Source organism: Microbacterium sufflavum (genome assembly GCF_023101165.1).
In the GTDB taxonomy this organism is placed as follows: domain Bacteria; phylum Actinomycetota; class Actinomycetes; order Actinomycetales; family Microbacteriaceae; genus Microbacterium; species Microbacterium sufflavum.
This window is the reverse complement of record NZ_CP078076.1, coordinates 902,734-923,035: the sequence shown is the minus strand read 5'-3', so window position 1 is coordinate 923,035 and position 20,302 is coordinate 902,734. Positions and strand designations below refer to the sequence as shown.

General features: G+C 72.1%; 20 protein-coding genes. 9 read left to right on the top strand and 11 right to left on the bottom strand.

The genetic code is table 11. The features are described from left to right. Nucleotides 1-8 precede the first annotated feature (8 nt). The 9 genes from KV394_RS04655 (at nt 9) to msrA (ending at nt 8,455) form a co-directional block, all read left to right on the top strand. Nucleotides 9-965: an ABC transporter permease gene (locus KV394_RS04655; protein WP_247982420.1), complete on the top strand. Its 957-nt coding sequence runs from the start codon at nt 9-11 to the stop codon at nt 963-965. 1 nt (nt 966) lies between these two features. After that, on the top strand, nt 967-3,018 hold the full coding sequence (locus tag KV394_RS04650; RefSeq protein ID WP_136031950.1) for a dipeptide/oligopeptide/nickel ABC transporter permease/ATP-binding protein: 2,052 nt from the start codon (nt 967-969) through the stop codon (nt 3,016-3,018). Beyond that, nucleotides 3,015-3,815 (top strand): ABC transporter ATP-binding protein, encoded by an 801-nt coding sequence (locus KV394_RS04645; protein ID WP_136031953.1) that lies wholly within the window; start codon nt 3,015-3,017, stop codon nt 3,813-3,815. Before KV394_RS04650 ends, KV394_RS04645 begins: the two co-directional genes overlap by 4 nt. An 18-nt stretch (nt 3,816-3,833) precedes the next feature. Then, nucleotides 3,834-4,778 (top strand): dihydrodipicolinate synthase family protein, encoded by a 945-nt coding sequence (locus KV394_RS04640; protein ID WP_136035578.1) that lies wholly within the window; start codon nt 3,834-3,836, stop codon nt 4,776-4,778. Continuing rightward, nucleotides 4,778-5,710: an ROK family protein gene (locus KV394_RS04635; RefSeq protein WP_247982419.1), complete on the top strand. Its 933-nt coding sequence runs from the start codon at nt 4,778-4,780 to the stop codon at nt 5,708-5,710. The genes KV394_RS04640 and KV394_RS04635 overlap by 1 nt, the downstream gene beginning before the upstream one ends. Continuing rightward, a complete protein-coding gene (locus KV394_RS04630) occupies nt 5,707-6,393 on the top strand; it encodes an N-acetylmannosamine-6-phosphate 2-epimerase (RefSeq protein ID WP_247982418.1) in 687 nt (228 codons plus the stop codon). The genes KV394_RS04635 and KV394_RS04630 overlap by 4 nt, the downstream gene beginning before the upstream one ends. Then, nucleotides 6,390-7,310, top strand: coding sequence for a DUF4862 family protein (locus tag KV394_RS04625; RefSeq protein WP_247982417.1), 921 nt, complete (start codon nt 6,390-6,392; stop codon nt 7,308-7,310). Before KV394_RS04630 ends, KV394_RS04625 begins: the two co-directional genes overlap by 4 nt. Nucleotides 7,311-7,418: 108 nt before the next feature. Next, entirely contained in the window at nt 7,419-7,913 is a 495-nt protein-coding gene (gene msrB / locus KV394_RS04620; RefSeq protein ID WP_136028559.1) for a peptide-methionine (R)-S-oxide reductase MsrB, read from the top strand. Then, the gene (gene msrA / locus KV394_RS04615) at nt 7,910-8,455 is read left to right on the top strand and encodes a peptide-methionine (S)-S-oxide reductase MsrA (RefSeq protein ID WP_247982416.1); all 546 of its coding nucleotides are present in this window, start codon (nt 7,910-7,912) and stop codon (nt 8,453-8,455) included. Before msrB ends, msrA begins: the two co-directional genes overlap by 4 nt. A 6-nt stretch (nt 8,456-8,461) precedes the next feature. Here msrA and KV394_RS04610 read toward each other — a convergent pair whose 3' ends face one another. The 11 genes from KV394_RS04610 to KV394_RS04560 all read right to left on the bottom strand — a co-directional run bounded on the left by KV394_RS04610 (nt 8,462) and on the right by KV394_RS04560 (nt 20,262). Further along, nucleotides 8,462-9,262, bottom strand: a complete 801-nt coding sequence (locus KV394_RS04610; protein WP_247982415.1) for an alpha/beta fold hydrolase — start codon at nt 9,260-9,262, stop codon at nt 8,462-8,464. A gap of 146 nt (nt 9,263-9,408) precedes the next feature. After that, a complete protein-coding gene (locus KV394_RS04605) occupies nt 9,409-10,878 on the bottom strand; it encodes a catalase (protein ID WP_136035556.1) in 1,470 nt (489 codons plus the stop codon). A gap of 67 nt (nt 10,879-10,945) precedes the next feature. Beyond that, nucleotides 10,946-11,365, bottom strand: a complete 420-nt coding sequence (locus tag KV394_RS04600; protein WP_136028563.1) for a Fur family transcriptional regulator — start codon at nt 11,363-11,365, stop codon at nt 10,946-10,948. Nucleotides 11,366-11,444: 79 nt separating this feature from the next. After that, nucleotides 11,445-13,475, bottom strand: a complete 2,031-nt coding sequence (locus KV394_RS04595; protein ID WP_247982414.1) for a hypothetical protein — start codon at nt 13,473-13,475, stop codon at nt 11,445-11,447. A gap of 4 nt (nt 13,476-13,479) precedes the next feature. Continuing rightward, nucleotides 13,480-14,466 (bottom strand): glycoside hydrolase family 130 protein, encoded by a 987-nt coding sequence (locus KV394_RS04590; protein WP_136046037.1) that lies wholly within the window; start codon nt 14,464-14,466, stop codon nt 13,480-13,482. Nucleotides 14,467-14,481: 15 nt separating this feature from the next. Then, nucleotides 14,482-15,324, bottom strand: a complete 843-nt coding sequence (locus KV394_RS04585) for a carbohydrate ABC transporter permease (RefSeq protein ID WP_136028565.1) — start codon at nt 15,322-15,324, stop codon at nt 14,482-14,484. Next, nucleotides 15,321-16,220 carry a carbohydrate ABC transporter permease gene (locus KV394_RS04580; RefSeq protein WP_136028566.1) on the bottom strand — a complete coding sequence of 300 codons (900 nt, stop codon included), beginning with the start codon at nt 16,218-16,220 and terminating at the stop codon, nt 15,321-15,323. The genes KV394_RS04585 and KV394_RS04580 overlap by 4 nt, the downstream gene beginning before the upstream one ends. A 1-nt stretch (nt 16,221) precedes the next feature. After that, a complete protein-coding gene (locus KV394_RS04575) occupies nt 16,222-17,487 on the bottom strand; it encodes an ABC transporter substrate-binding protein (protein ID WP_206252255.1) in 1,266 nt (421 codons plus the stop codon). 36 nt (nt 17,488-17,523) lie between these two features. Further along, entirely contained in the window at nt 17,524-18,516 is a 993-nt protein-coding gene (locus KV394_RS04570; RefSeq protein ID WP_247637968.1) for a LacI family DNA-binding transcriptional regulator, read from the bottom strand. A gap of 107 nt (nt 18,517-18,623) precedes the next feature. Further along, nucleotides 18,624-19,541: a J domain-containing protein gene (locus tag KV394_RS04565; protein ID WP_136028569.1), complete on the bottom strand. Its 918-nt coding sequence runs from the start codon at nt 19,539-19,541 to the stop codon at nt 18,624-18,626. A gap of 67 nt (nt 19,542-19,608) precedes the next feature. After that, the gene (locus KV394_RS04560; RefSeq protein WP_136046034.1) at nt 19,609-20,262 is read right to left on the bottom strand and encodes an IMPACT family protein; all 654 of its coding nucleotides are present in this window, start codon (nt 20,260-20,262) and stop codon (nt 19,609-19,611) included. Between the last annotated feature and the right edge of the window lie 40 nt (nt 20,263-20,302).

The following is a 20,302-nucleotide window of genomic DNA, read 5'->3' as shown; positions in this document are numbered from 1 at the left end:
AGCGGCACGTGTCCAACACGCTCCGCCTCATCGGCCGGCGACTGCTGCAGCTGCCGCTGATGATCCTCGGCATCACGTTCCTGGTCTTCTTCGTGATGTCGTTCTCGCCCGTCGACCCGGCGCGCACCGCGCTCGGCGAGACCGCGTCCCCCGAAGCCCTCGAGGCCTACCGCGAAGAGCACGGACTGAACCTTCCGCTGTTCGTGCGCTACGTGAACTTCCTGTTCGGCCTCGTGCAGGGCGACCTCGGCACCTACTCCGCCCGCAGCCTGCCCGTGATCGACGAGGTGGCCCGCGCGTTCCCCGTGACCCTGGCACTGACCTTCCTCGGCCTGCTCATCGCCGTGATCGTGGCGTTCGCGATCGGTGTGCTCGCCGCCGTCTACCGCGACCGCTGGCCCGACCAGGTCATCCGCGTGTTCGGCGTCGCCGCCCTCTCCACGCCCTCGTTCTGGCTCGCGATCCTGCTCATCCAGCTCTTCACGCTCGGGCTCGGACTGCTGCTGGCGTCCGGCCCCCTGCCCGACTTCTGGACCGATCCGTCGGGCTGGCTCGCCCGCATGACGCTCCCCGCCGTCGCCCTCGCCGTCCCCGTGATCGGCCAGCTCTCGCGCGTCGTACGCACCTCGATGGTCGAGGAGCTCGACCGCGACTACGTGCGCACCGCGCTCGGCGCCGGGATCCCCCGCGTGATCGTGGTCGGCCGCAACGTGCTGCGCAACGCCCTCATCACCCCCGTCACCGTGCTCGGCCTGCGCATCGGCTACCTGCTCGGCGGGGCCGTGGTGATCGAGATCATCTTCGCGATCCCCGGCATGGGAACGCTGATCCTCAACGGCGTCACCAACAACGAACCCAACCTCGTGCAGGGAGTGACGCTCGCGGTCGCCCTCGCGTTCGTCGTGATCAACATCATCGTCGACCTCCTGTACGTGCTCATCAATCCTCGAATCCGGGCGGTGTGACATGCGACGCAGACTCACGGAACGACTCTCCGTCCCCGGCCTCCGCTGGGGCCGCCTCTCCCTCGGCTCGATCATCTGCCTGACGGTGCTCGCGCTCATCGCGCTGGCTGCCGTCCTGGCCCCGCTGATCTCGCCCTACGACCCGCTGGCCTCGGGCACCCCCGTGCAGCCGCCGAGCCCCGAGCACTGGTTCGGCACCGACCGTCAGGGCCGCGACATCTTCTCGCGCCTGGTCTACGGCGCCCGCTACTCGCTCGTGATCGGCCTGGGCGCGACCCTCGTGGCCCTCGCCGTCGCCTGTGTGCTCGGCACGATCGCCGCGACCGCGCCCAAGTGGATCTCCGAGACGCTCATGCGCGTCATGGACGTCATCATGTCGTTCCCCGGCATCGCGCTCGCCGCCGTGTTCGTGGCCGTGTTCGGCAAGTCCCTCCCGGTGCTTGTCCTCACGATCGCGTTCCTCTACGTGCCCCAGCTGACCCGCATCGTGCGCGCCAACATCCTCGACCAGTACGGCGAGGACTACGTCTCCGCCGTGCGGGTGATGGGAGCGGGCACCCCGCGCATCATCGTGCGGCACGTCGCCCGCAACGCGATGGCCCCCGTGCTCGTGTTCGCCACGGTGCTCGTCGCCGACGCGATCGTGTTCGAGGCATCGCTGTCGTTCCTCCAGGCCGGGGTGCCCGACCCCGAGCCGTCCTGGGGCAACGTGATCGCCGCCGGCCGCAACCTCCTCATGAGCGGTGCGTGGTGGGCGACCTTCTTCCCCGGCATCCTCATCATGATCACGGTCCTGTGCCTCAACATCCTGTCCGAGGGCATGACCGACGCGATGGTGTCGCCGCGCGCCCGCAAGGTCACCGCGGACGCCGCGAACACCGAGGAGTCGACGCAGGAGCTGGAGGCCGCGGCCGCCCCCGACGACACGCACGTGATCCCCACCGTCGACACGTCCGTGAACCTGTCCGTGCCCAGCGGCGTGCCCGACGTGCTCGTGCCCACCGCCGAGACCGTGCCGCTCGCCGCGCGCCTGGCCGAGCTGCGCGCCCGCGAGCTCGACCGCACCGACCGCCTCGTCTACACGGGCGACCAGGCCCCGCTGCTCGAGGTGCAGGACCTGTGCATCTCCTTCCCGCGACACGGCGACGTGAACGTGGTCGACCACGTCAGCTTCACCGTGCGCCCCGGCGAGACGATGTCGCTCGTGGGCGAGTCGGGCTGCGGCAAGTCCATCACCTCGCTCGCGATCATGGGCCTGCTCGACCCGAAGGCCGACATCCGCGGACGCATCCTGTTCGACGGCAAGGACCTGCTGCAGATGTCCCCGAGGGAGCGCAACGCCCTCCGCGGACACGACATCGCGATGGTCTACCAGGACGCGCTGAGTTCGCTGAACCCGGCGATGCTGATCCGCTCGCAGATGAAGCAGCTGACCTCGCGCGGCGGCACCCGCACCGCCGAGGAGCTGCTGGAGCTGGTCGGGCTCGACCCGCAGCGCACCCTCGCCTCGTACCCGCACGAGCTGTCGGGCGGTCAGCGGCAGCGCGTGCTGATCGCCATGGCCCTCACGCGCGACCCGCGCCTGGTGATCGCCGACGAGCCCACCACGGCCCTCGACGTGACCGTGCAGGCGCAGGTCGTGGAACTGCTGATGCGGCTGCAGCGCGAGCTCGGCTTCGCGCTCGTGTTCGTGTCGCACGACCTCGCCCTGGTCGCGGAGCTGTCGCACCGCATCACCGTCATGTACGCGGGGCAGGTGGTCGAGCAGGGCACCACGCGCGAGGTGCTCACGCAGCCGGTGCACGAGTACACGCAGGGCCTCCTGGGGGCCGTGCTGTCGATCGAGGCCGGATCCGACCGGCTGCACCAGGTGTCTGGCGTCGTGCCGTCGCCGCGCGACTTCCCCGCGGGCGACCGCTTCGCGCCGCGCTCGTCCGACCCCGCCCGGTACGCGGGTGTGGAGCCCGTGCGGCGGCACATCGAGGGCACAGAGCACTACTACTCCGCGCATCCCGACGATGCGCCCGTCGAGGCGATCGGAGCAGGACGATGAGCGACCCCGTCATCCAGCTGCAGGACGTGCACGTCCGCTACAAGACCCGGGCGTCGTCGCTGTTCCGGCCCCGCTACGTCGACGCGCTCGACGGCGTCTCCCTCACGGTGCGCCGCGGCCAGACCCTCGGCATCGTGGGCGAGTCCGGATCGGGCAAGTCGACCTCGGCCAAGGTGCTGATCGGACTCGAGAAGCCCACCAGCGGGCAGGTCGTGTTCGACGGCGAGCCCGTGCGCTCGTTCACCCCCGCCGTGCGCAAACGCCTCGGACGCATCCTCTCGGTGGTGTTCCAAGACCCCGCGACCGCGCTGAACGCCCGCATGACGGTGCGCGACGCGCTGCTCGACCCGCTGCAGGTCCACCGCCTCGGCACCGCCGCGACCCGGTCGCGGAAGGTGCGCGACCTGGTCGGGCTCGTCGGGCTCCCCGCCTCCGCGCTCGACGCCCTGCCCAGCCAGCTCTCGGGCGGGCAGCGGCAGCGCGTCGCGATCGCCCGCGCGCTGGTGCTCGACCCGCAGGTGATCGTCGCGGACGAGCCCACCTCCGCGCTCGACGTGTCGGTGCGCGCGCAGATCCTGAACCTGCTCACCGACCTGAAGGAGCAGCTCGGCCTCGGCATGGTCTTCATCTCCCACGACATCCAGACCGTGCGCTACCTCTCCGACGAGATCGCCGTGATGAACAAGGGGAAGGTCGTCGAGTTCGGCGACGCGGCCCGCGTGTTCGACGATCCCGCCGATCCCTACACCAGAACGCTGCTGGGCGCCGCGCCCTCGCTGCTCGAACCCCACCACTGAAACGACCGGAACACACACATGTCCTCTGCTTCCCCCGCCCCTTCGTTCTCCGGCGTCGTCCCTCCCGTCGCCACCCCGCTCCTCCCGGACGGCACGATCGACCACGCCTCCCTCACCCGGCTCGTCGAACGGCTGATCGACGAGGGCGTCTCCGGCCTCTTCGCGCTCGGCTCGACCGGGGAGACCGCGTACTTCACCGACGACCAGCGCGTCGAGCTGCTGCGCACGATCGTCGCCGCGAACGCCGGCCGGGTGCCGGTGATCGCGGGCGCCATCGAGCTGACCGCCCCGCGCATCATCGAGACCGCCCGCCGCCTGGTCGAGGCGGGTGCGCAGGCCATCGTCACCACCGCCCCGCTGTACACGCTCAACTCGGCCGCCGAGGTCGCCGACCACTTCCGCACCATCGCCGCCGCGATCGACGCCCCGCTGTGGGCCTATGACGTGCCCGTCCGGGTGCACACGAAGCTCGGGGTCGACCTGCTCGTGCAGCTGGGCACCGAGGGCGTGATCCAGGGTGTGAAGGACTCCTCGGGCGACGACGTGTCGTTCCGCCGCCTGGTCGCCGCGAACGAGGCGGCCGGCCGCCCGCTGCAGCTGCTCACCGGGCACGAGGTCGTGGTCGACGCGATGGCCCTGGTCGGCGCGGCCGGCGTGGTCCCGGGCCTCGCGAACGTCGAGGCTGCGGGCTACGTGCGCCTGTGGAACGCCGCGCAGCAGGGCGACTGGACGGCCGCCCGCGCCGAGCAGGAGCGCATCAACCGCCTGTTCGACATCGTGTTCCAGCCGCGGGGCCTCTCCGGCGACGCGACCGGGGTCGGCGCGTTCAAGGCGGCCATGCACGCTCGCGGCATCATCGACCACGCGACCATGGCCGACACGGTGCAGGCGCTCGACGCCGACGCGGTCGCCGGCATCCGCGCCATCCTCGACGAGCTCGGGCTGCTCCCGGTCGCGGTGTGATGGGCGAGGTCGTCCTCGCCGTCGACATCGGCGGCACCAAGACGGCCGCGGCGGTCGCCGACCGTTCGGACGTGCTGCTGCGCACCGAGGTGGCCCCCACGCCCGCCGCCGAGGGGCCGGCCGCGGTCGTCGCGACCGTGGCCGCGCTGGCCGCGCGGCTGCTCCCCGAGGCCACGACGTTCGCGGGTGTCGGCATCGGCACGGCCGGGGTCGTCGACGCGTCGACGGGCACCATCGTGTCGGCCACCGACACGTTCGCCGACTGGCCGGGCACCCCGCTCGCCGCCCTCGTGCGCGCGGCCCTCGGTCCGCGGCTGCAGCCCGACGCCGTGGTCGCCGTGCAGAACGACGTCGACGCCCATGCCGCCGGGGAGCACCGCCACGGCGCGGCGTCCGGGGCCGCGAGCGCCCTGATCGTCGCGGTCGGCACGGGCGTCGGCGCCGGGCTGATCCTCGACGGCCGCGCGGCGCGCGGCGCCCATCACGTGGCGGGCGAGATCGCGCACCTCCCGACACCCGGGGCCGAGCATCTGCGCTGCCCCTGCGGTCGCCGCGGTCACCTGGAGGCGATCGGCTCCGGCATCGGCATGCACCGGCACTTCCTGTCGCTCGGTGGCGACCCCACGATCCGCGACGCCCGCGGTGTCGCGACCGCGGCCGCCGCCGGAGACCCCGTGGCCCGGCGCGCGCTCGAGGAGTCCGCGGCCGCCGTGGGCCGTGCGCTCGCGGGTGCCGCCACGATCCTCGACCCGGAGCGCTTCGTCGTCACCGGGGGCGTGCCGAACATCGGCGAGGCGTGGTGGGGTCCGATGCGCGCCGCGTACCGCGCCGAGGCCATCGACGCGCTGCAGTCCACCCCGATCCTGCCGGGTGCGCTCGGCGATGACGCACCGCTGCGGGGAGCCGCCGCATCGGCCTGGAGGAACTCATGAGATTCACCGATACCATCGACCGGCTGCGCGGCGGCCTGATCGTCTCGTGCCAGGCCTACCCCGGCGAGGCCATGCGCGACCCGCGCACCATGGCGCAGGTCGCCGCGGCCGCCCTCGCCGGCGGTGCTGCGGGCATCCGGGTGCAGGGCATCGACGACATCCGCGCGGTCGCCGACCTCCCGGTGCCGGTCGTCGGCCTGTGGAAGGACGGCGAGTCCGACGTCTTCATCACCCCGACCCTGGCACACGCGCGGGCCGTGGCGGATGCCGGGGCCGACATCGTCGCGATCGACGGCACCCGTCGCCCGCGGCCGGACGGCCTCACGCTCGCGCAGACGATCGCCGGGCTCCGCGCCCACACCGACGCGCTGATCATGGCCGACTGCGGCTCGCTCGACGACGCGGTCGCCGCGGAGGAGGCGGGGGCGGACCTGCTCGGCACCACGCTCTCCGGGTACACGGGCGAGCGGCCGAAGACCGACGGACCCGACCTGGAGCTGATCGAGCTGATCGCCGGGCGCTGCACCCGTCCGATCGTGGCGGAGGGCCGCGTGCACCGCCCGGAGCACGCCGCCGCGGCCCTCCGCGCCGGTGCCGCCTCCGTGTGCGTGGGCACCGCGATCACGCACCCGTCCACCCTCACGTCGTGGTTCGTCGACGGCATCGCGGAGGCCAGGGCGTGACCGCACCGCTGCTCGTCAGCGCCTACCCGCTCTCGCCCGCTCACGCCCAGTGGGATCCGGCGCTGGAGGCCGAGCTGCTGCCGGCGCTCTGCGCCCTCCCCGGGGTCGCGGGGCTCGAGGTGCCGTGGATGGGCGGCCTCCACCCGCACGACGACGACTGGTTCCTCGCGCACGTGCCCGGGGTGCCGCTCGCGGTCACGCCCGTGCCGTTCGTGATGCGCCGCGTGGGGGAGGACCCCCGCTACGGTCTCGCGTCGCCCGACGCCGAGGGCCGTGCGGCCGCGGTCGCCGATCTGCGCCGGGTGGCCGCCGACGTCGTCCGGCTCCGCGACGAGCGCGCCGCCCACGTGGCCGTGGTCACGCTGCACACCGCGCCGCGCGCGACCGGAGACGCCGCCGCCCTCGCCCGGTCGCTCGACGAGGTGACCGCGCTCGACTGGTCCGGCGCCGTCCTGGCGATCGAACACTGCGACGCGCACGTGCCGGACCGGACGCCCGAGAAGGGGTTCCTGCCCCTCGCGGACGAGATCGCCGCGATCCGCCTCGCCGACGTCCCGGTGGGGCTGTGGCTGAACTGGGGGCGCTCCGCGATCGAGCTCCGCGATGCCGACGCGGTCACCGCGCAGATCGCCGACGCCGCGGCGTCCGGCCTGCTGACCGGGCTCGCCCTCTCCGGCGCCGCCCCCGTGGAGAGCCCCTACGGCTACCCGTGGATCGACGCGCACCTCCCGATCGCGGAGACCCACCCCGCGTCGCGCTCTCTGCTCGACCGCGCCCACGTCGCGGCGGCCCTCACCGCCGCCGGCGACGTCGCGTGGCTCGGCCTGAAGGTCGCGCGCCGCCCCGACGACCGCACGGTCGCCGACATCCTCCGCACCGCCACCGCGAACCTGGACCTCGTGCGCGCCTCCGCCTGAGCCGTCGAAAACTCACAGCCCGCTCCCAGCCCCGCGGGACCAAAACGGGGACGGTACGGGTTCTCCTCTATGACGCCGCAGCCAGCGGCGCCGGACAAGGAGCCACTCATGTCGAACGACTACGGCAAGACCCCCGAGGCGGTCAGCGCCCTGACGAACCTGCAGTACGAGGTGACGCAGCAGGACGCCACCGAGCCGCCCTTCCGCAACGCCTACTGGAACACCCACGACGACGGCATCTACGTCGACGTGGTCTCCGGGCAGCCGCTGTTCTCGTCCCGCGACAAGTACGACAGCGGCACCGGCTGGCCGAGCTTCACGCGCCCGATCGACGCCGAGGCCGTGACCACCAAGACCGACCGCACGCTGTGGATGACCCGCACCGAGGCCCGCTCGACCGGGGCCGACAGCCACCTGGGTCACGTGTTCGACGACGGACCGGCGGCCGAAGGTGGCCTGCGCTACTGCATGAACTCCGCGGCCCTGCGCTTCATCCCGGCTGACAGGCTGGAGGAGGAGGGGTACGGTCGCTACAGCCGCCTCTTCGCCGCGGACCCCACCACGACACCCGACACCCCCGACACCGCTGAGGAGCAGTCATGACCGACACCGGAACCATCACCCGCACCCCCGGGACCGAGACCGCCGTGCTGGCGGGCGGCTGCTTCTGGGGCATGGAAGACCTGATCCGCCGCCAGCCCGGGGTGCTCGACACCCGGGTCGGATACACCGGCGGCGAGAACGACCACGCCACCTACCGCAACCATCCCGGTCACGCGGAGGCGGTCGAGATCGTGTTCGACCCGACCCAGACGACCTACCGCGACATCCTCGCGTTCTTCTTCCAGATCCACGACCCGTCGACGCTGAACCGTCAGGGCAACGACATCGGGTCGAGCTACCGCTCCGCGATCTTCCCGCTCACCCCCGAGCAGGAGCAGGTCGCGCGCGACACGATCGCCGACGTCGACGCCTCCGGGCTGTGGCCGGCGAAGGCCGTCACCACCATCGAGCCCGCCGGGCCGTTCTGGCAGGCCGAGGAGGAGCACCAGGACTACCTGATCAAGTACCCGAACGGCTACACGTGCCACTTCCCGCGCGCGGGCTGGGTGCTGCCGAAGCGTGAGGACGCCACCACGAGCTGACCGCGGTCAGCCCTCGGCGAAGAAGGCGAGCGCGGCTTCCTTGAAGTCGCGCGAGCCCGGCGCGTTGAAGTGATGCCGGTTCGGGATCTCCACGAACCGGCCGTCGGGGGCCGCGGCCGCCAGTGCCCGCGAGCCCTCGATGATCGCGTCTTTCGACCCGGTCGCGAACAGGATCGGCCGGGTCGGGGCGTCGGCCGGGTCGGGGTCGATCGTGCCCAAGCCGCGCAGCCCCTCTGCCAGCGCGACCAGGGCCCGCAGGTCGTTGCCGGGCACGCGCTCGGTCAGGGCGATGTAGTTCTGGGTGGTGCGGTCGGTCACCGGCGTGCCGTCGGCGAGATACGCCCGCACCTCGTCCAGGTCGAGCCGGGCCAGGGGGATGCCGTCCGGCACGCCGCCGAGCACCGCCCGGCCGATCCGGTGCGGGAGCTCCCGCACGACCTCCCAGCCGACGCGCGCACCCAGCGAGTAGCCCAGGTAGAAGGCGTCGTCGACGAGGTAGGTGTCCATCACCGTCTCCACGTCGGTCGCCAGGGCGCGGATCGCGTAGGCGTCGGCCTCGTGCGGCTTGTCGCTCTGGCCGTGCCCCCGCTGGTCCAGAGCCAGCACGCGGTAGCCGGCCGCGGTGAGCTCGCGCACCCAGCCCGTGAGCACCCAGTTGTCGCGCGCGCTCGACGCGAAGCCGTGCACCGCCACCACGACCGGGGCATCGAGCTCACCCCACGTGTAGGTCGCCAGCCGGGTGCCGTCGGGGGCGTACACGTGCTGGGGAGCGGGCATCGCGGTCAGGTCGGAGAGGGGAACGGCCACCCCTCCATCCTGCTCCCTCTCGCGCGGTAGCGGCCGCACCGACGACGAACCCCCTCCTGCGGGCACGGTGCAGAAGGGGGCGTTCGTCGGGGTCCCCGCCGGCGGCGCCCCTCCCCGGATGACGGAGGGAGGGGCGCCGACCCGGGTCAGACCCGGTCGCGGAGCGCGGCGCCGAGCTCGGCGTCCACGTTCGTCCAGTACTGGAAGAAGCGCTCGCGGATCGCGTCGATCGTGATCGAGCGGCCCTGGCCGGTCAGCGTCTCCAGGAAGCGGGCGCGCTGCTCCCCGTCGAACACCTCGCGGTAGAGCGTGCCGGCCTGGCCGAAGTCGTCGTCCTCGGCGTGCAGGGTCGCCGCGGAGCGGGTCAGCTCGCCGTCGGCCGCCCAGTTCGCCTCGACACCCTTCGCCGGGTCGGCCTCGGGGCCGCCGGCGGGGCCGAACGAGTTCGGCTGGTAGGTGCGGTGCGCGGCGTCGTTGTACTGGTACCGCATCGAGCCCTCGTGCTGGTAGTTGCGCACCTCGGCCGCGTGCGGCTGGTTGACCGGCAGCTGGTTGTAGTTCGCGCCGATGCGGTGACGCTGCGCGTCGGGGTACGCGAAGATGCGGCCCATCAGCATCTTGTCGGGCGAGATGCCCGTGCCGGGCACCTGGTTGCCGGGCGCGAAGCCCGCCTGCTCGATCTGCGCGAAGAAGTTCTCCGGGTTGCGGTTCAGGGTCAGCGTGCCGACCTTGATGCGCGGGTAGTCCTTCTTCGAGATCGTCTTGGTCAGGTCGAACGGGTTGAAGCGGTAGTCCTTCGCCTCGTCGTACGGCATGATCTGCACGTACAGGTCCCACTTCGGGAAGTCGCCCTGGGCGATCGACTGGAACAGGTCGCGGCGGTAGTGGTCGGCGTCGGTGCCGGCGAGCTTCTCGGCCTCCTCCGGGCTCATCGCCTCGACACCCTGGTGTGCCAGGAAGTGGTACTTCACCCAGAACAGCTCGCCCGCGGCGTTCACCCACGAGTAGGTGTGCGAGCCGTAGCCGTTCATGTGGCGCCAGCTGCGGGGGAGGCCGCGGTCGCCCATGAGGTACGTGACCTGGTGGGCGGACTCGGGCGAGAGCGTCCAGAAGTCCCACTGCATGTCGGCGTCGCGCAGACCGGAGTCGCCCAGGCGCTTCTGCGAGTGGATGAAGTCGGGGAACTTGATGGCGTCGCGCAGGAAGAACGTGGGGGTGTTGTTGCCCACGATGTCGAGGTTGCCCTCGGTCGTGTAGAACCGCAGCGAGAAGCCGCGCACGTCGCGCCAGGTGTCGGGGGAGCCCTGCTCGCCCGCGACGGAGGAGAAGCGGATCAGCGTCTCGGACGTGGCACCGGGCTGGAACACCGCGGCCCTGGTGTACTGCGACACGTCCTCCGTGACGACGAACTCGCCGAACGCGCCACCGCCCTTGGCGTGCGGGTTGCGCTCCGGCACCCGCTCGCGGTTGAACGAGGCGATCTTCTCGACCAGGTGCTGGTCGTGCAGCACGGTGGGGCCGTCGGCACCGACCGTGAGGGAGTGGGTGTCGCTCGCGATGGGCGTACCCGTCTGCGTCGTGGTGGCCGGACGGTTCGACCCGATGGGGTTCGACATGGTGTTCTCCTTCTGCGCGCGGGCACGCCGAACAGCGCCGTCGGGGGACGGGCGGTCGGAGGCGGGCCTACGCGGCGTTCTGGCAGCTGGGGCACAGGCCCCAGAAGGTGACTTCGGCTGTCTGGACGGTGAATCCCCCCGTGGAGGAGGGGGTGAGGCACGGCGCCTCGCCGACGACGCAGTCCACGTCGCCGATCGCACCGCAGGAGGTGCACACGACGTGGTGGTGGTTGTCGCCGATGCGCCGTTCGTAGAGCGCCGCGGACCCTGCCGGTTCGATCCGGCGGATGAGCCCCGCCGTCGTCAGGTCCGCGAGGATGTTGTGCACCGACTGGATCGACGTGGTCGGCAGCGACTCGGAGACCGCGCGGTAGACGCGCTCCGCATCCGTGTGGGCCATGGAGCCGAGAGCCTCGAGAACGGCGACGCGGCCCGCGGTCGCACGCAGCCCGGCGCCTCGCAGCGCCGAGTCGAGGTCTGTCTCCATGTCCTCGACTCTACACGTTCTTTTGAGTGACTCAAAAAGAGCATGCCGGCATGGCGAGTCGCCCCGGCGGCCGCGGGCCTCAGCGCCGCGTCACCGTGAAGCCCCGCCCCCGCACGCGCACGCGGCCGCCCGGGGTGCCGTTCCCGCGCGGTGCTCCGCTCTCGTCGTAGGCCGTGCCCGCTCCGGGTGCCAGGGGTGCCACGCGCTGCTGCTCCGCGGTCGCGTTGGCGTACAGCACCGCCGCGCCGCCCGTGGTCGCGTACACCGCCGTGGTCACGCGGGGTTGCACCACCAGCGCGTCCAGGCGCAGGTCGCCGCGGCTGGTGCAGCGCACGGTCACGGGGCCGTCCGGGAGTCCGCCGCCGAGCAGCTGCGGCACGAGCATGCCGTCCGCCTCCGTGAGTCCGCGGTCGCCCGTGCCCCCGGCCGCGGTCTCGGTGCTCCACAGCCGCCGTCCGCCGCGCCGCGCCTCCCACACCGCGGTCCCGGCGTCCGCGGCCTGCCGCCACACGAGCCCGTGCAGCACCCCGCCGGGCTCGGTGAGGTCGAACTCGACCCACTCGCCCTCGGGCACCCGCACGAACGCGCCGCCCGCGAGGTTGCCCTCGCCGGTCCACGCGCCGTCCGCGGGACGCTCGACCGTGCACCCGGGCGAGAGCCGTGCGGCCTCGGCGTCGAGCGCCCGCAGTCCCGCGAACGACGACAGCCCCGTGATCGAGGTCGCCAGCCGCGCCACGTCGGGGTTCGCGTCGAGCAGCTGCATCGTGAGCAGGCCGTGGATCGTCGACTCCGCGCCCGAGTTGCGGTTCACGCGGCCGTCGGTCTCGACGCCGTCGAAGGTCACGCCGGTCGCGGGGTCGTACACCGGCACGCCCGCGGTGTTGGCGCCGAAGAACCATCCCGCCGCGAGCCCCGCGATCGCCCGCAGTCTCTCGCCGCCCGCGCTCGCCGCCTGCAGCGCCCCGGCCACGCGGCCGTGTGCGCCGTAGGCGATCTGCGCCTCGGCGGGCAGCGGCGCCCACGCGTTGTGCGGTCCGCCCGAGGTCAGCACCTGCGGCGTGAAGCGGGCCGCGTCAGCCACGGCCGCGGCGGAGAGGTCGGGGCGTCGCAGCACGCCGCCCGCCCTGGCCAGCGCCTCGGGAGCCGCCGCGCCCCACGCGTGCCAGAACCCCAGCGAGCCCGTCCACGGCAGCACGGCCCCGAACGGCCAGCCCTGCTCGGGGTCGGTCGCCATGGCCGCCACGCCCTCGGCGTACGTCTGCAGGGCCGTGCGGCTGCGGTCGTCTCCGGCCTCCGCGGCGGCGGCGAGCCCGAGCATCGCCTCCGCGGTGGCGTCGGCGCCGCCCGCGATGAGCCACGCCGGCAGGTCGCGTCCGTCGCTGCGGACCCACTGCCCTGCACGGCCGAGCGACTCGCGCGCCAGCGCGTCCAGGCACAGGTGCAGCCGCGCTCGCAGGAACTCCGCGAAGGCGGGATCCTCCGTGCGGAACGCGGCGTATCCCTCTCCGAAGGCCCACACGGTGCGGGCCAGCCAGTACGACTCCGCCGAGTCCGAGGGGTCGGGCAGCTCCACCGGGATCGCGCTCGGCGTGAGTGTGCCGTCCTCCTGCTGCCACAGCACCACGCGTCCGGCGTTCGGCCCCGACACGGTCTGGAGGAACGCGAGGGAGCGGAGCACGTCGCGGGCGTCGTCGCGGCTCTGCGGGTCGCCCGTGGCGCGCCAGTCCCGCAGGAACACCACCGCGGCGCGGGCGATGTCGTCGGCGTTGTACGCGCCCTGCGACCAGTAGCCGGTGGCGGCGTCGCGCGTGCCGCCGCCGACGGGACGGTAGCCGCCCGCGCCGTCGGTGTCGGCGTAGGTCCACGGCGCCCGCACGACGGGGCGCTCCGCGATGCCCTCGGTGGTGTGCGTGTCGCTCGCGACCACCGGCACGTCGGCCAGCAGGAACCGCAGGTGCGCGAGGTTCGTGAGGCGGCGACCGCGGGCGCTGGCCGGGCGGAGGGCCGATCCGGCCGCGGTGCCCTGGGCCACCGCGGCGTCGACGGGCAGCAGCGCCAGGGCGGACGTGGTCGCGGCGAGCGTCAGGAAGGTGCGGCGCGTGGTCTCCATGGCCTCACTCCTCGCCCTCGGCCTCGCGCAGCGCGCGGCCCCACGGCTCCGCGGGGTCGTGGATCGCGACGGCCAGGGTCGTGTCGGACTGGCCGTAGTACGCGAACCACTTCCCGTGGAACTTCACCAGTCCCTCCACGAAGGTCACGTTCGACACCAGGCCGTGCAGATCCTCGAAGCTCTGCGGGCGCAGCCACGGCTCCTGCATCCGGGCGATGACCTTCGTCGGCTCGTCCGGGTCGATGGCGATCTGCCCGCAGCGGTAGTCGACGTCGACCGTGCCGTCGTCGTGCACCGTGCGTGTGGCGCCGTTGGTGAGCATCACCAGCAGCCCGTTGTCGGTGACCACGGGCGAGGTGCCGATCTCCACCAGCGCCTCGTCCCAGGTGCCGGGCGTGGGCGTGTACATCGGCTCGGTGTCGGGGGTGCCGGGTGTCCAGTGGATGAGGTCGTCGCTGGTCGCCCAGTAGATGCCGCCCTCGCCGAAGTACATCCACCACTTGCCGTGCATCTTCTGCGGGACGATCACCCCGGCCTTCGACCAGTTGAACCCGCGCGGGTCCATGGTCTTGAAGGTGTCGAAGTCGTCGAACAGCGGGCCGTGCCTGGTCCAGGTGCGCAGGTCGGTCGAGGTCGCAAGGCACAGCTGAGCGCTGTGACGGTCCCACCCGGTGTAGGTGAGGTAGTAGGTGCCGTCGATCAGCGCGATGCGCGGATCCTCGCAGCCGTAGCGCTCGTAGTCCTCGACGGGGGAGAGGATCGGCGCGTCCTCGCGCGTGAACGTGACCCCGTCGCGGGAGCGGGCGAGCCCGATGTGCGACACGATGTCGTCGGCGTGCGCGCGGTACAGCAGCAGCACCTCGTCGCCGTCGACCAGGGCCGCCGGGTTGTAGAGGTTCGCCGACTCCCAGCTGTCGCCGCGCGGACGCAGGATCGGGTTCCCCTCGTAGGGGGTGAACGGACCGAGGGGGAAGGATGCTCCGGTGAACATGGATGCCCTTTCTGGCTAGCCCTTGACGGCCGCGCCGAGGTCGGTGGCCTTGAAGAAGCGCTGGAAGACGATGAACAGGATGACGACGGGGAATGCGAGTGCCGTGGCGCCCGCGAGGATCGCCCCGTTCGGGTTGGCGGTGGACTGCGCGACGTTGGAGATGTAGTTCGCGAGCGACACGGCGAGCGGCTGCAGCGACGCGTCCTTCGTGATGAGGAACGGCCACAGGAACTCGTTCCACGGGCCGATGAAGGTGACCAGCACCACGGTCACCAGCACGGGGCGGATCAGCGGGATCGCGACCGAGGTGAGCAGGCGGATCTCGCCCGCGCCGTCGATGCGCGCGGCCTCGAAGATCTCCGTGGGCAGCGCCCGGAAGAACTGCACGAAGATGAACACCGCGGTCGTGTTGATGAGGAACGGCAGGATCATGCCCAGGTACGAGTCGCCCAGACCGTAGTTGCGCGTGATCTGCACGTACAGCGGGATCATCAGCAGCTGGAACGGCACCATCTGCACGAGCAGCATCAGCACCCAGATCACGCCGCGGCCGCGGAAGTCGAGCCGGGCGATCGCATAGCCGGCGAGCAGGCCGAACACGACGGTGCCCAGCAGCACGCCGAGCGTGAAGATCATCGAGTTGACGAGCGAGCCGACCAGGTCGATGCGCGAGTCGATCGCGACGAAGTTGTCGACCGTCCACCCGCCCGTGGGGATGAGCTGGCTGGGCGAGTTCGTCGGGTTCTCCTGGAACGCGCCGACCAGCATGAAGTAGAACGGGAAGGCGAAGCCGATCGCCGCGATCGTGAGCGCGATCACGCTCAGCACGCGGGGCAGGGTGTTCTTCCGGCGCATCATCGCTCCCTCGTCGCGCGGTTGGCGGCCAGCGACAGCATCCCCACGAGCACCACCAGGATCATGCCGATCGCGGCCGCGGTGTCGGGGTTCTGCTGCTGGATGCCCAGCTGGTAGATGAGCAGCACCGGCGTGGTGGACGCGCCGTCCGGCCCGCCGCCGTTGGTGAGCAGGTACGGCTCGGTGAAGAGGTTCGCCCCGGTGATGATCGAGAGGATCAGCACGAGCGTGGTCGCACTGCGCACGCCGGGGACGGTCACGTTCCAGAACCGCGCGAGGGCGCCGGCGCCGTCGGTCTCGGCGGACTCGTACAGCTCCTTCGGCACGTTCTGCAGCGCCGCCAGGTACAGCAGGATGTAGAAGCCGAGCTGCTTCCAGGTGACGTAGAGCGCGATCATCGGCATGGCCAGCGCACTGTTCACGAGCCACGACGGGTCGGGCGCGAGCGGCCCCAGGATCGTGTTGACGAGCCCGTTGCCCGAGAACAGCAGCATCCACACGCCCACCAGCGAGACGCTCGCGGTGAGGTACGGCACGTAGAAGGCCACGCGGTACGCGGCCACCCAGCGGATGCCGGTGTTCAGGGCGGCTGCGAGCACGAGCGCCAGCACCGCCGTGAGCGGCACGTTGATCACCAGGAACACGAGGGTGTTGCGGAACGCTCCGAGCACGCGCGGGTCGGTGAGCACCGTGACGAAGTTGTCGAAGCCGACGAAGGGCCGGTCGACCTCGGCGCCCGGCGCGGTGAAGAAGTAGTCGTGGAAGGCGATGTAGACCGCGAAACCGAGCGGATACGCGAAGATCGCGATCACGAACACGAGGTACGGCAGCGCGAAGAGGCCGCCGATCGGCTGCGCACCCAGCCACCGGGTGCGCAGCCGTCGGTTGTCGGTGGTCATGTCACTCGGCGACGAGCTCGTCGACCTTCGCGGCGGCGTTCTTCAGGAAGTCGGAGGTCGACTCCTTCGCGAAGATCACCGCGGACGAGTACTCGTCGCGGAACGCCTGCCAGGCCTCCACCGAGTTCGGGATGCTGGGCACGTCGGCCGTGTTCTCCGCCTGCTCCGCGAACGCCACATAGTTCGGGTTGGCGGAGAAGTAGTCGGCGTACGTGTCGGTGAGGTCCGTGCGCATCGGCATCTGGCCGGTCGCCTCGAGCAGCTGGCCGTCGGCCTCCTCGCTCGTGGAGAACTTCAGGAACTCCCACGCGGTCGCCTGGTTCTCGCAGGCGGTGAACATCGACACGCTCTTGGAGTCGGCGAACGTGGTGGGGTTCTCCCGGCCGTCGCTGGTCGGCACGGGCATGAAGCCCACGTCGACCGTCTCGGCGTACGACGGGATGGCCCAGGGGCCGGCGAGCTGCATGGCCGTGGTGCCGGCGGACATCGCGTCGTCGGTCGCCGCCTCGTTCGGCGCGAGCTTCTCCTCGTACACGGTGGCCCAGAAGTCGGCCACGGTCTTGCCGTCGTCCGAATCGAACGTGGCCTTGCCGTCCTCCACGAGCATGGTGCCGTCGGTCTCGGCGAGGTACAGCGGATAGAAGTCGAACCACGGCTGGTAGAACTCGCTCGTCGGCGCGGGCCAGATGGCGCTCTGCACGCCCGAGTCGACGATGGCGCGCGCCCCCTCCAGGAACGCGTCGTACGTGTTCATCTGCGGGTCCTCGGGGTCGAGCCCGGCGGCCTGGAACAGGGTCTTGTTGTACATGACCATGACCGGGTTCGACTTCCACGGCAGCTGGTAGTACTTGCCGTCCGTGGCGTAGGGCTCGACATCGCCGCTGCGCTCGGTGATGTAGTCGCTGCCGCCGTCCATCGAGCTGAGGTCGACCAGGCCGCCCTGCTTGACCCAGCCCGACACGGCCGCCGGCGCGACGTTGTAGACCAGGCACGGCGCGGTCCCGGCGGTGATCGCCGCGGTGATGGCCTCCTCCGAGGACGAGCCTGCCGGGATCTCCTGCGCGGTGACCTTCTCGTCGGGGTGCTCCTCGTTCCAGGCGTCGACGACCGCCTGACCCCAGGCGACCTCCTGCTCGTTGTTCGACAGCCAGATGTCGATGGGGCCGGTGCCCTCGGCGGAGCCTTCGCCGCCTCCGCCGCCGGACGAGCATCCGGTGACGACGAGCGCGACGGCGCCCACGAGTGCTGCTGCGCGGATCTTCTTCATGGTGTCCTCCTTGACGCGATGGGTGGTGCGGGGGGCTCAGGAGCCGGTGCTCTCCCGGAAGTGCACGACGTTGCAGTCCACGACCTCGGTGCGCGGTTCGGCGCCGAGGATGCTCTCCTGCAGCAGCCGGGCGGCCGCGCGGCCCCGGGCGGCCGGATCGGACGACACGCTCGTGAGCGCGGGGGAGAGGTGGGCGGAGAGGTGGTCGTCGTCGAAGCCGGAGATGGCCAGGTCGCGGGGGATCGCGAGACCCTGCGAGCGGGCGAGGGAGAGCCCGGCGATGGCCATGGTGTCGTTCGAGTAGAGGATCGCCGTGGGGCGGTCGGGCAGCGCGAGCAGTTCCTCGGTCACGTCGCGCCCGCTCGCGGCGGTGAAGTCGCCCTCGCGCAGCAGCTCGTCGGAGCCCGCGGCCTCGGTGTAGGCGGCGGCACGGGCGGCCGAGTGCACGTAGTCGAGCGGGCCGGACACGTGGGCGATGCGCGTGTGCCCTGCGGCGCGGAGCCGGTCGAGGATCTCGCGCATCGGCGCGGCGTCGTCGGTGCGCACGCACGAGAACGGGCTGGGCTGGTCGTAGGCGCCGACCAGCACGGTGGGCAGCCCGAGCTCGTCGAGGAAGGGCACGCGCCAGTCGTCGGTGCGCAGGTCGAGCAGCAGCGCGCCGTCGGCCCGGCCGCGGGCGAGCGTGCGGTACGCGCGCTCCTCCGCCTCGCGACCCTGCACCACCTGGAGCACGAGCGCGGTCTCGGTCTCGGCGAGCACCGACTCGACCCCGGCGATGAACGCGGGGAAGAACGAGTCGTTCGCGATGACCTCGGGGTCGCGCGCGAGGACGACGGCGATCGCGTTGGCGCGGCGCGTGGCGAGGGCTCTGGCGCTCTGGCTCGGAGCCCAGTCGAGCTTGCGGGCCGCGGCGAGCACCTTCGCCCTGGTCTCCTCGGAGATGGGGCGGTTGCCGCTGAGCGCGTGCGACACGGTGGCCTTGGTGACGCCGGCCTCGCGGGCGACGTCGGCGATCGTGGTGCGGCCCATGCCGCCTCCTCGCGGGTGTCGGGCTCACTCGGGTGCGTGAACCGGTTTGACGAGTGTAAACCGGTTTGACGACAAGCGTCAAGAGCGGGATCGCGGACGAGCGGAGGTCAGACGAACCGGACGGTCTGCTGCAGGCGCGTGCGCACGTCGAACAGCTCGTTGCCGCCGATCGCCCTGGCCCCCGGCACCCCCTGGCGCAGCACCATCGCCAGCGCACTGCGCCGCACCACCACGACCGGAACCCCGCGGCTGCTGCCGAGCGGGGTCACCGCCTGCGCCAGATCGTCGTCCGGCAGCACCACGATCGCGCCGCCGAACCTGACCTTCGCGGCCTTCGCCACCTGACGCATCCGGCCGAGCGCCGCCGTCACCGGAGCCCTGGTGCCCAGGCTCGGGCCGGTGATCTCGCCGCGGCGGAAGCCCACCACCCCGCCGAAGTCCTCCGACATGATGCCGTACAGGCCCGAGGGACTGAGCACCACGTGGTCGAGCTTGTCGTCGGGCGTCTGCCCGGCCGCGACGTCGTGCCACACGGTGAAGCCCATCCCGAGGTCGGACACCGTGCGCGCGGTCGCCTCCTCCGCGAGCGCGTCGGCCAGCATGCGCCGCAGCTCCCGCGGCGCGGCCCGCACGAGAGCCGGCGCGTACGGGTCGGGCACCTCCACCCCGTGGCCCGCCCACTCCCGGATGAGCGTGAGGTAGCGCTCGCGGCGCCAGCCGCCGGGCTGTCCGTACGACCGCGCCCGCGGACGGGTGTCGGTGCGCGCGGTCTGCGGTCGCCAGCCGCTCCACTCGGCGCCGTCGTCGGTCACGCCCGTGCGGCGGTCGTAGGCCGCGCGACCCTCCGCCGTGCCGATCAGCTCCCACGCCCGCTGCACCTGGATGAACACCGCGGCGTCGCCGCCCGTGTCGGGATGCGTCTGGCGGAGGCGGAGGCGGTAGGCCCGGCGCAGCTCCGCATCGTCGACGGACGGGTCGACCTCGAGGATCTCGTACGGCGAGGCCGAGAGCGGACTGTCGAACATCGCTCTCCTTCCGCGACCGCGGCGTCCAGGATAGCCGCCGCGCGTATGCGCCCGCCGGGAGTGCCGGTCAGGCGGGCACGTCGACCACGCGCTCGACGCCGGTTTCGAGGCGCACGGCTCCGGCCGACGCGGCGGCGAGGTCGTCGGACAGTCGCGGCAGCTCCTCCGCAGGAACCCACAGCTCCAGGCGCGCGGCCTCTCCGTAGTGCGGCGTGCCGAGGGTCGCGCCGTGCTGCAGCGCCCACTCCCGCAGCAGGTTGTCGTAGCGCCCGGCGTCGGCGTGGGGCACCTCGACCGTGGTCTGGGTCAACGCCCGTCGGTGCACGAGCGCCGCGCGGTCGAGGGTCTCCGACACCGCGGAGCCGTACGCGCGCACGAGCCCGCCCGCCCCGAGCTTCACCCCGCCGAAGTAGCGCGTCACGACCGCGACCACGTCGGTCAGTTCCCGCCGGCGCAGCACCTCCAGCATCGGCACTCCCGCGGTGCCCGACGGCTCGCCGTCGTCGGAGGAGCGGGCCTGATCGCCGCGCAGCCCCGTGACCATGGCCGTGCAGTTGTGGTTCGCGTCCCACGCGCGCTTGCGCACGCCCGCGATCACGGTCTCCGCGTCGGTTACCGACGCCACGGGCGCGACCAGCGTCAGGAAGCGCGACTTGCGGATCACGAGCTCGTGCTCCACCGGGGCCGCGATCGTCGCGGGGTAGGGGTGGGCGGCGGTCACGGCCTCACGATACCGAGGTCGTCCGCCGCCTCCGTCGAAC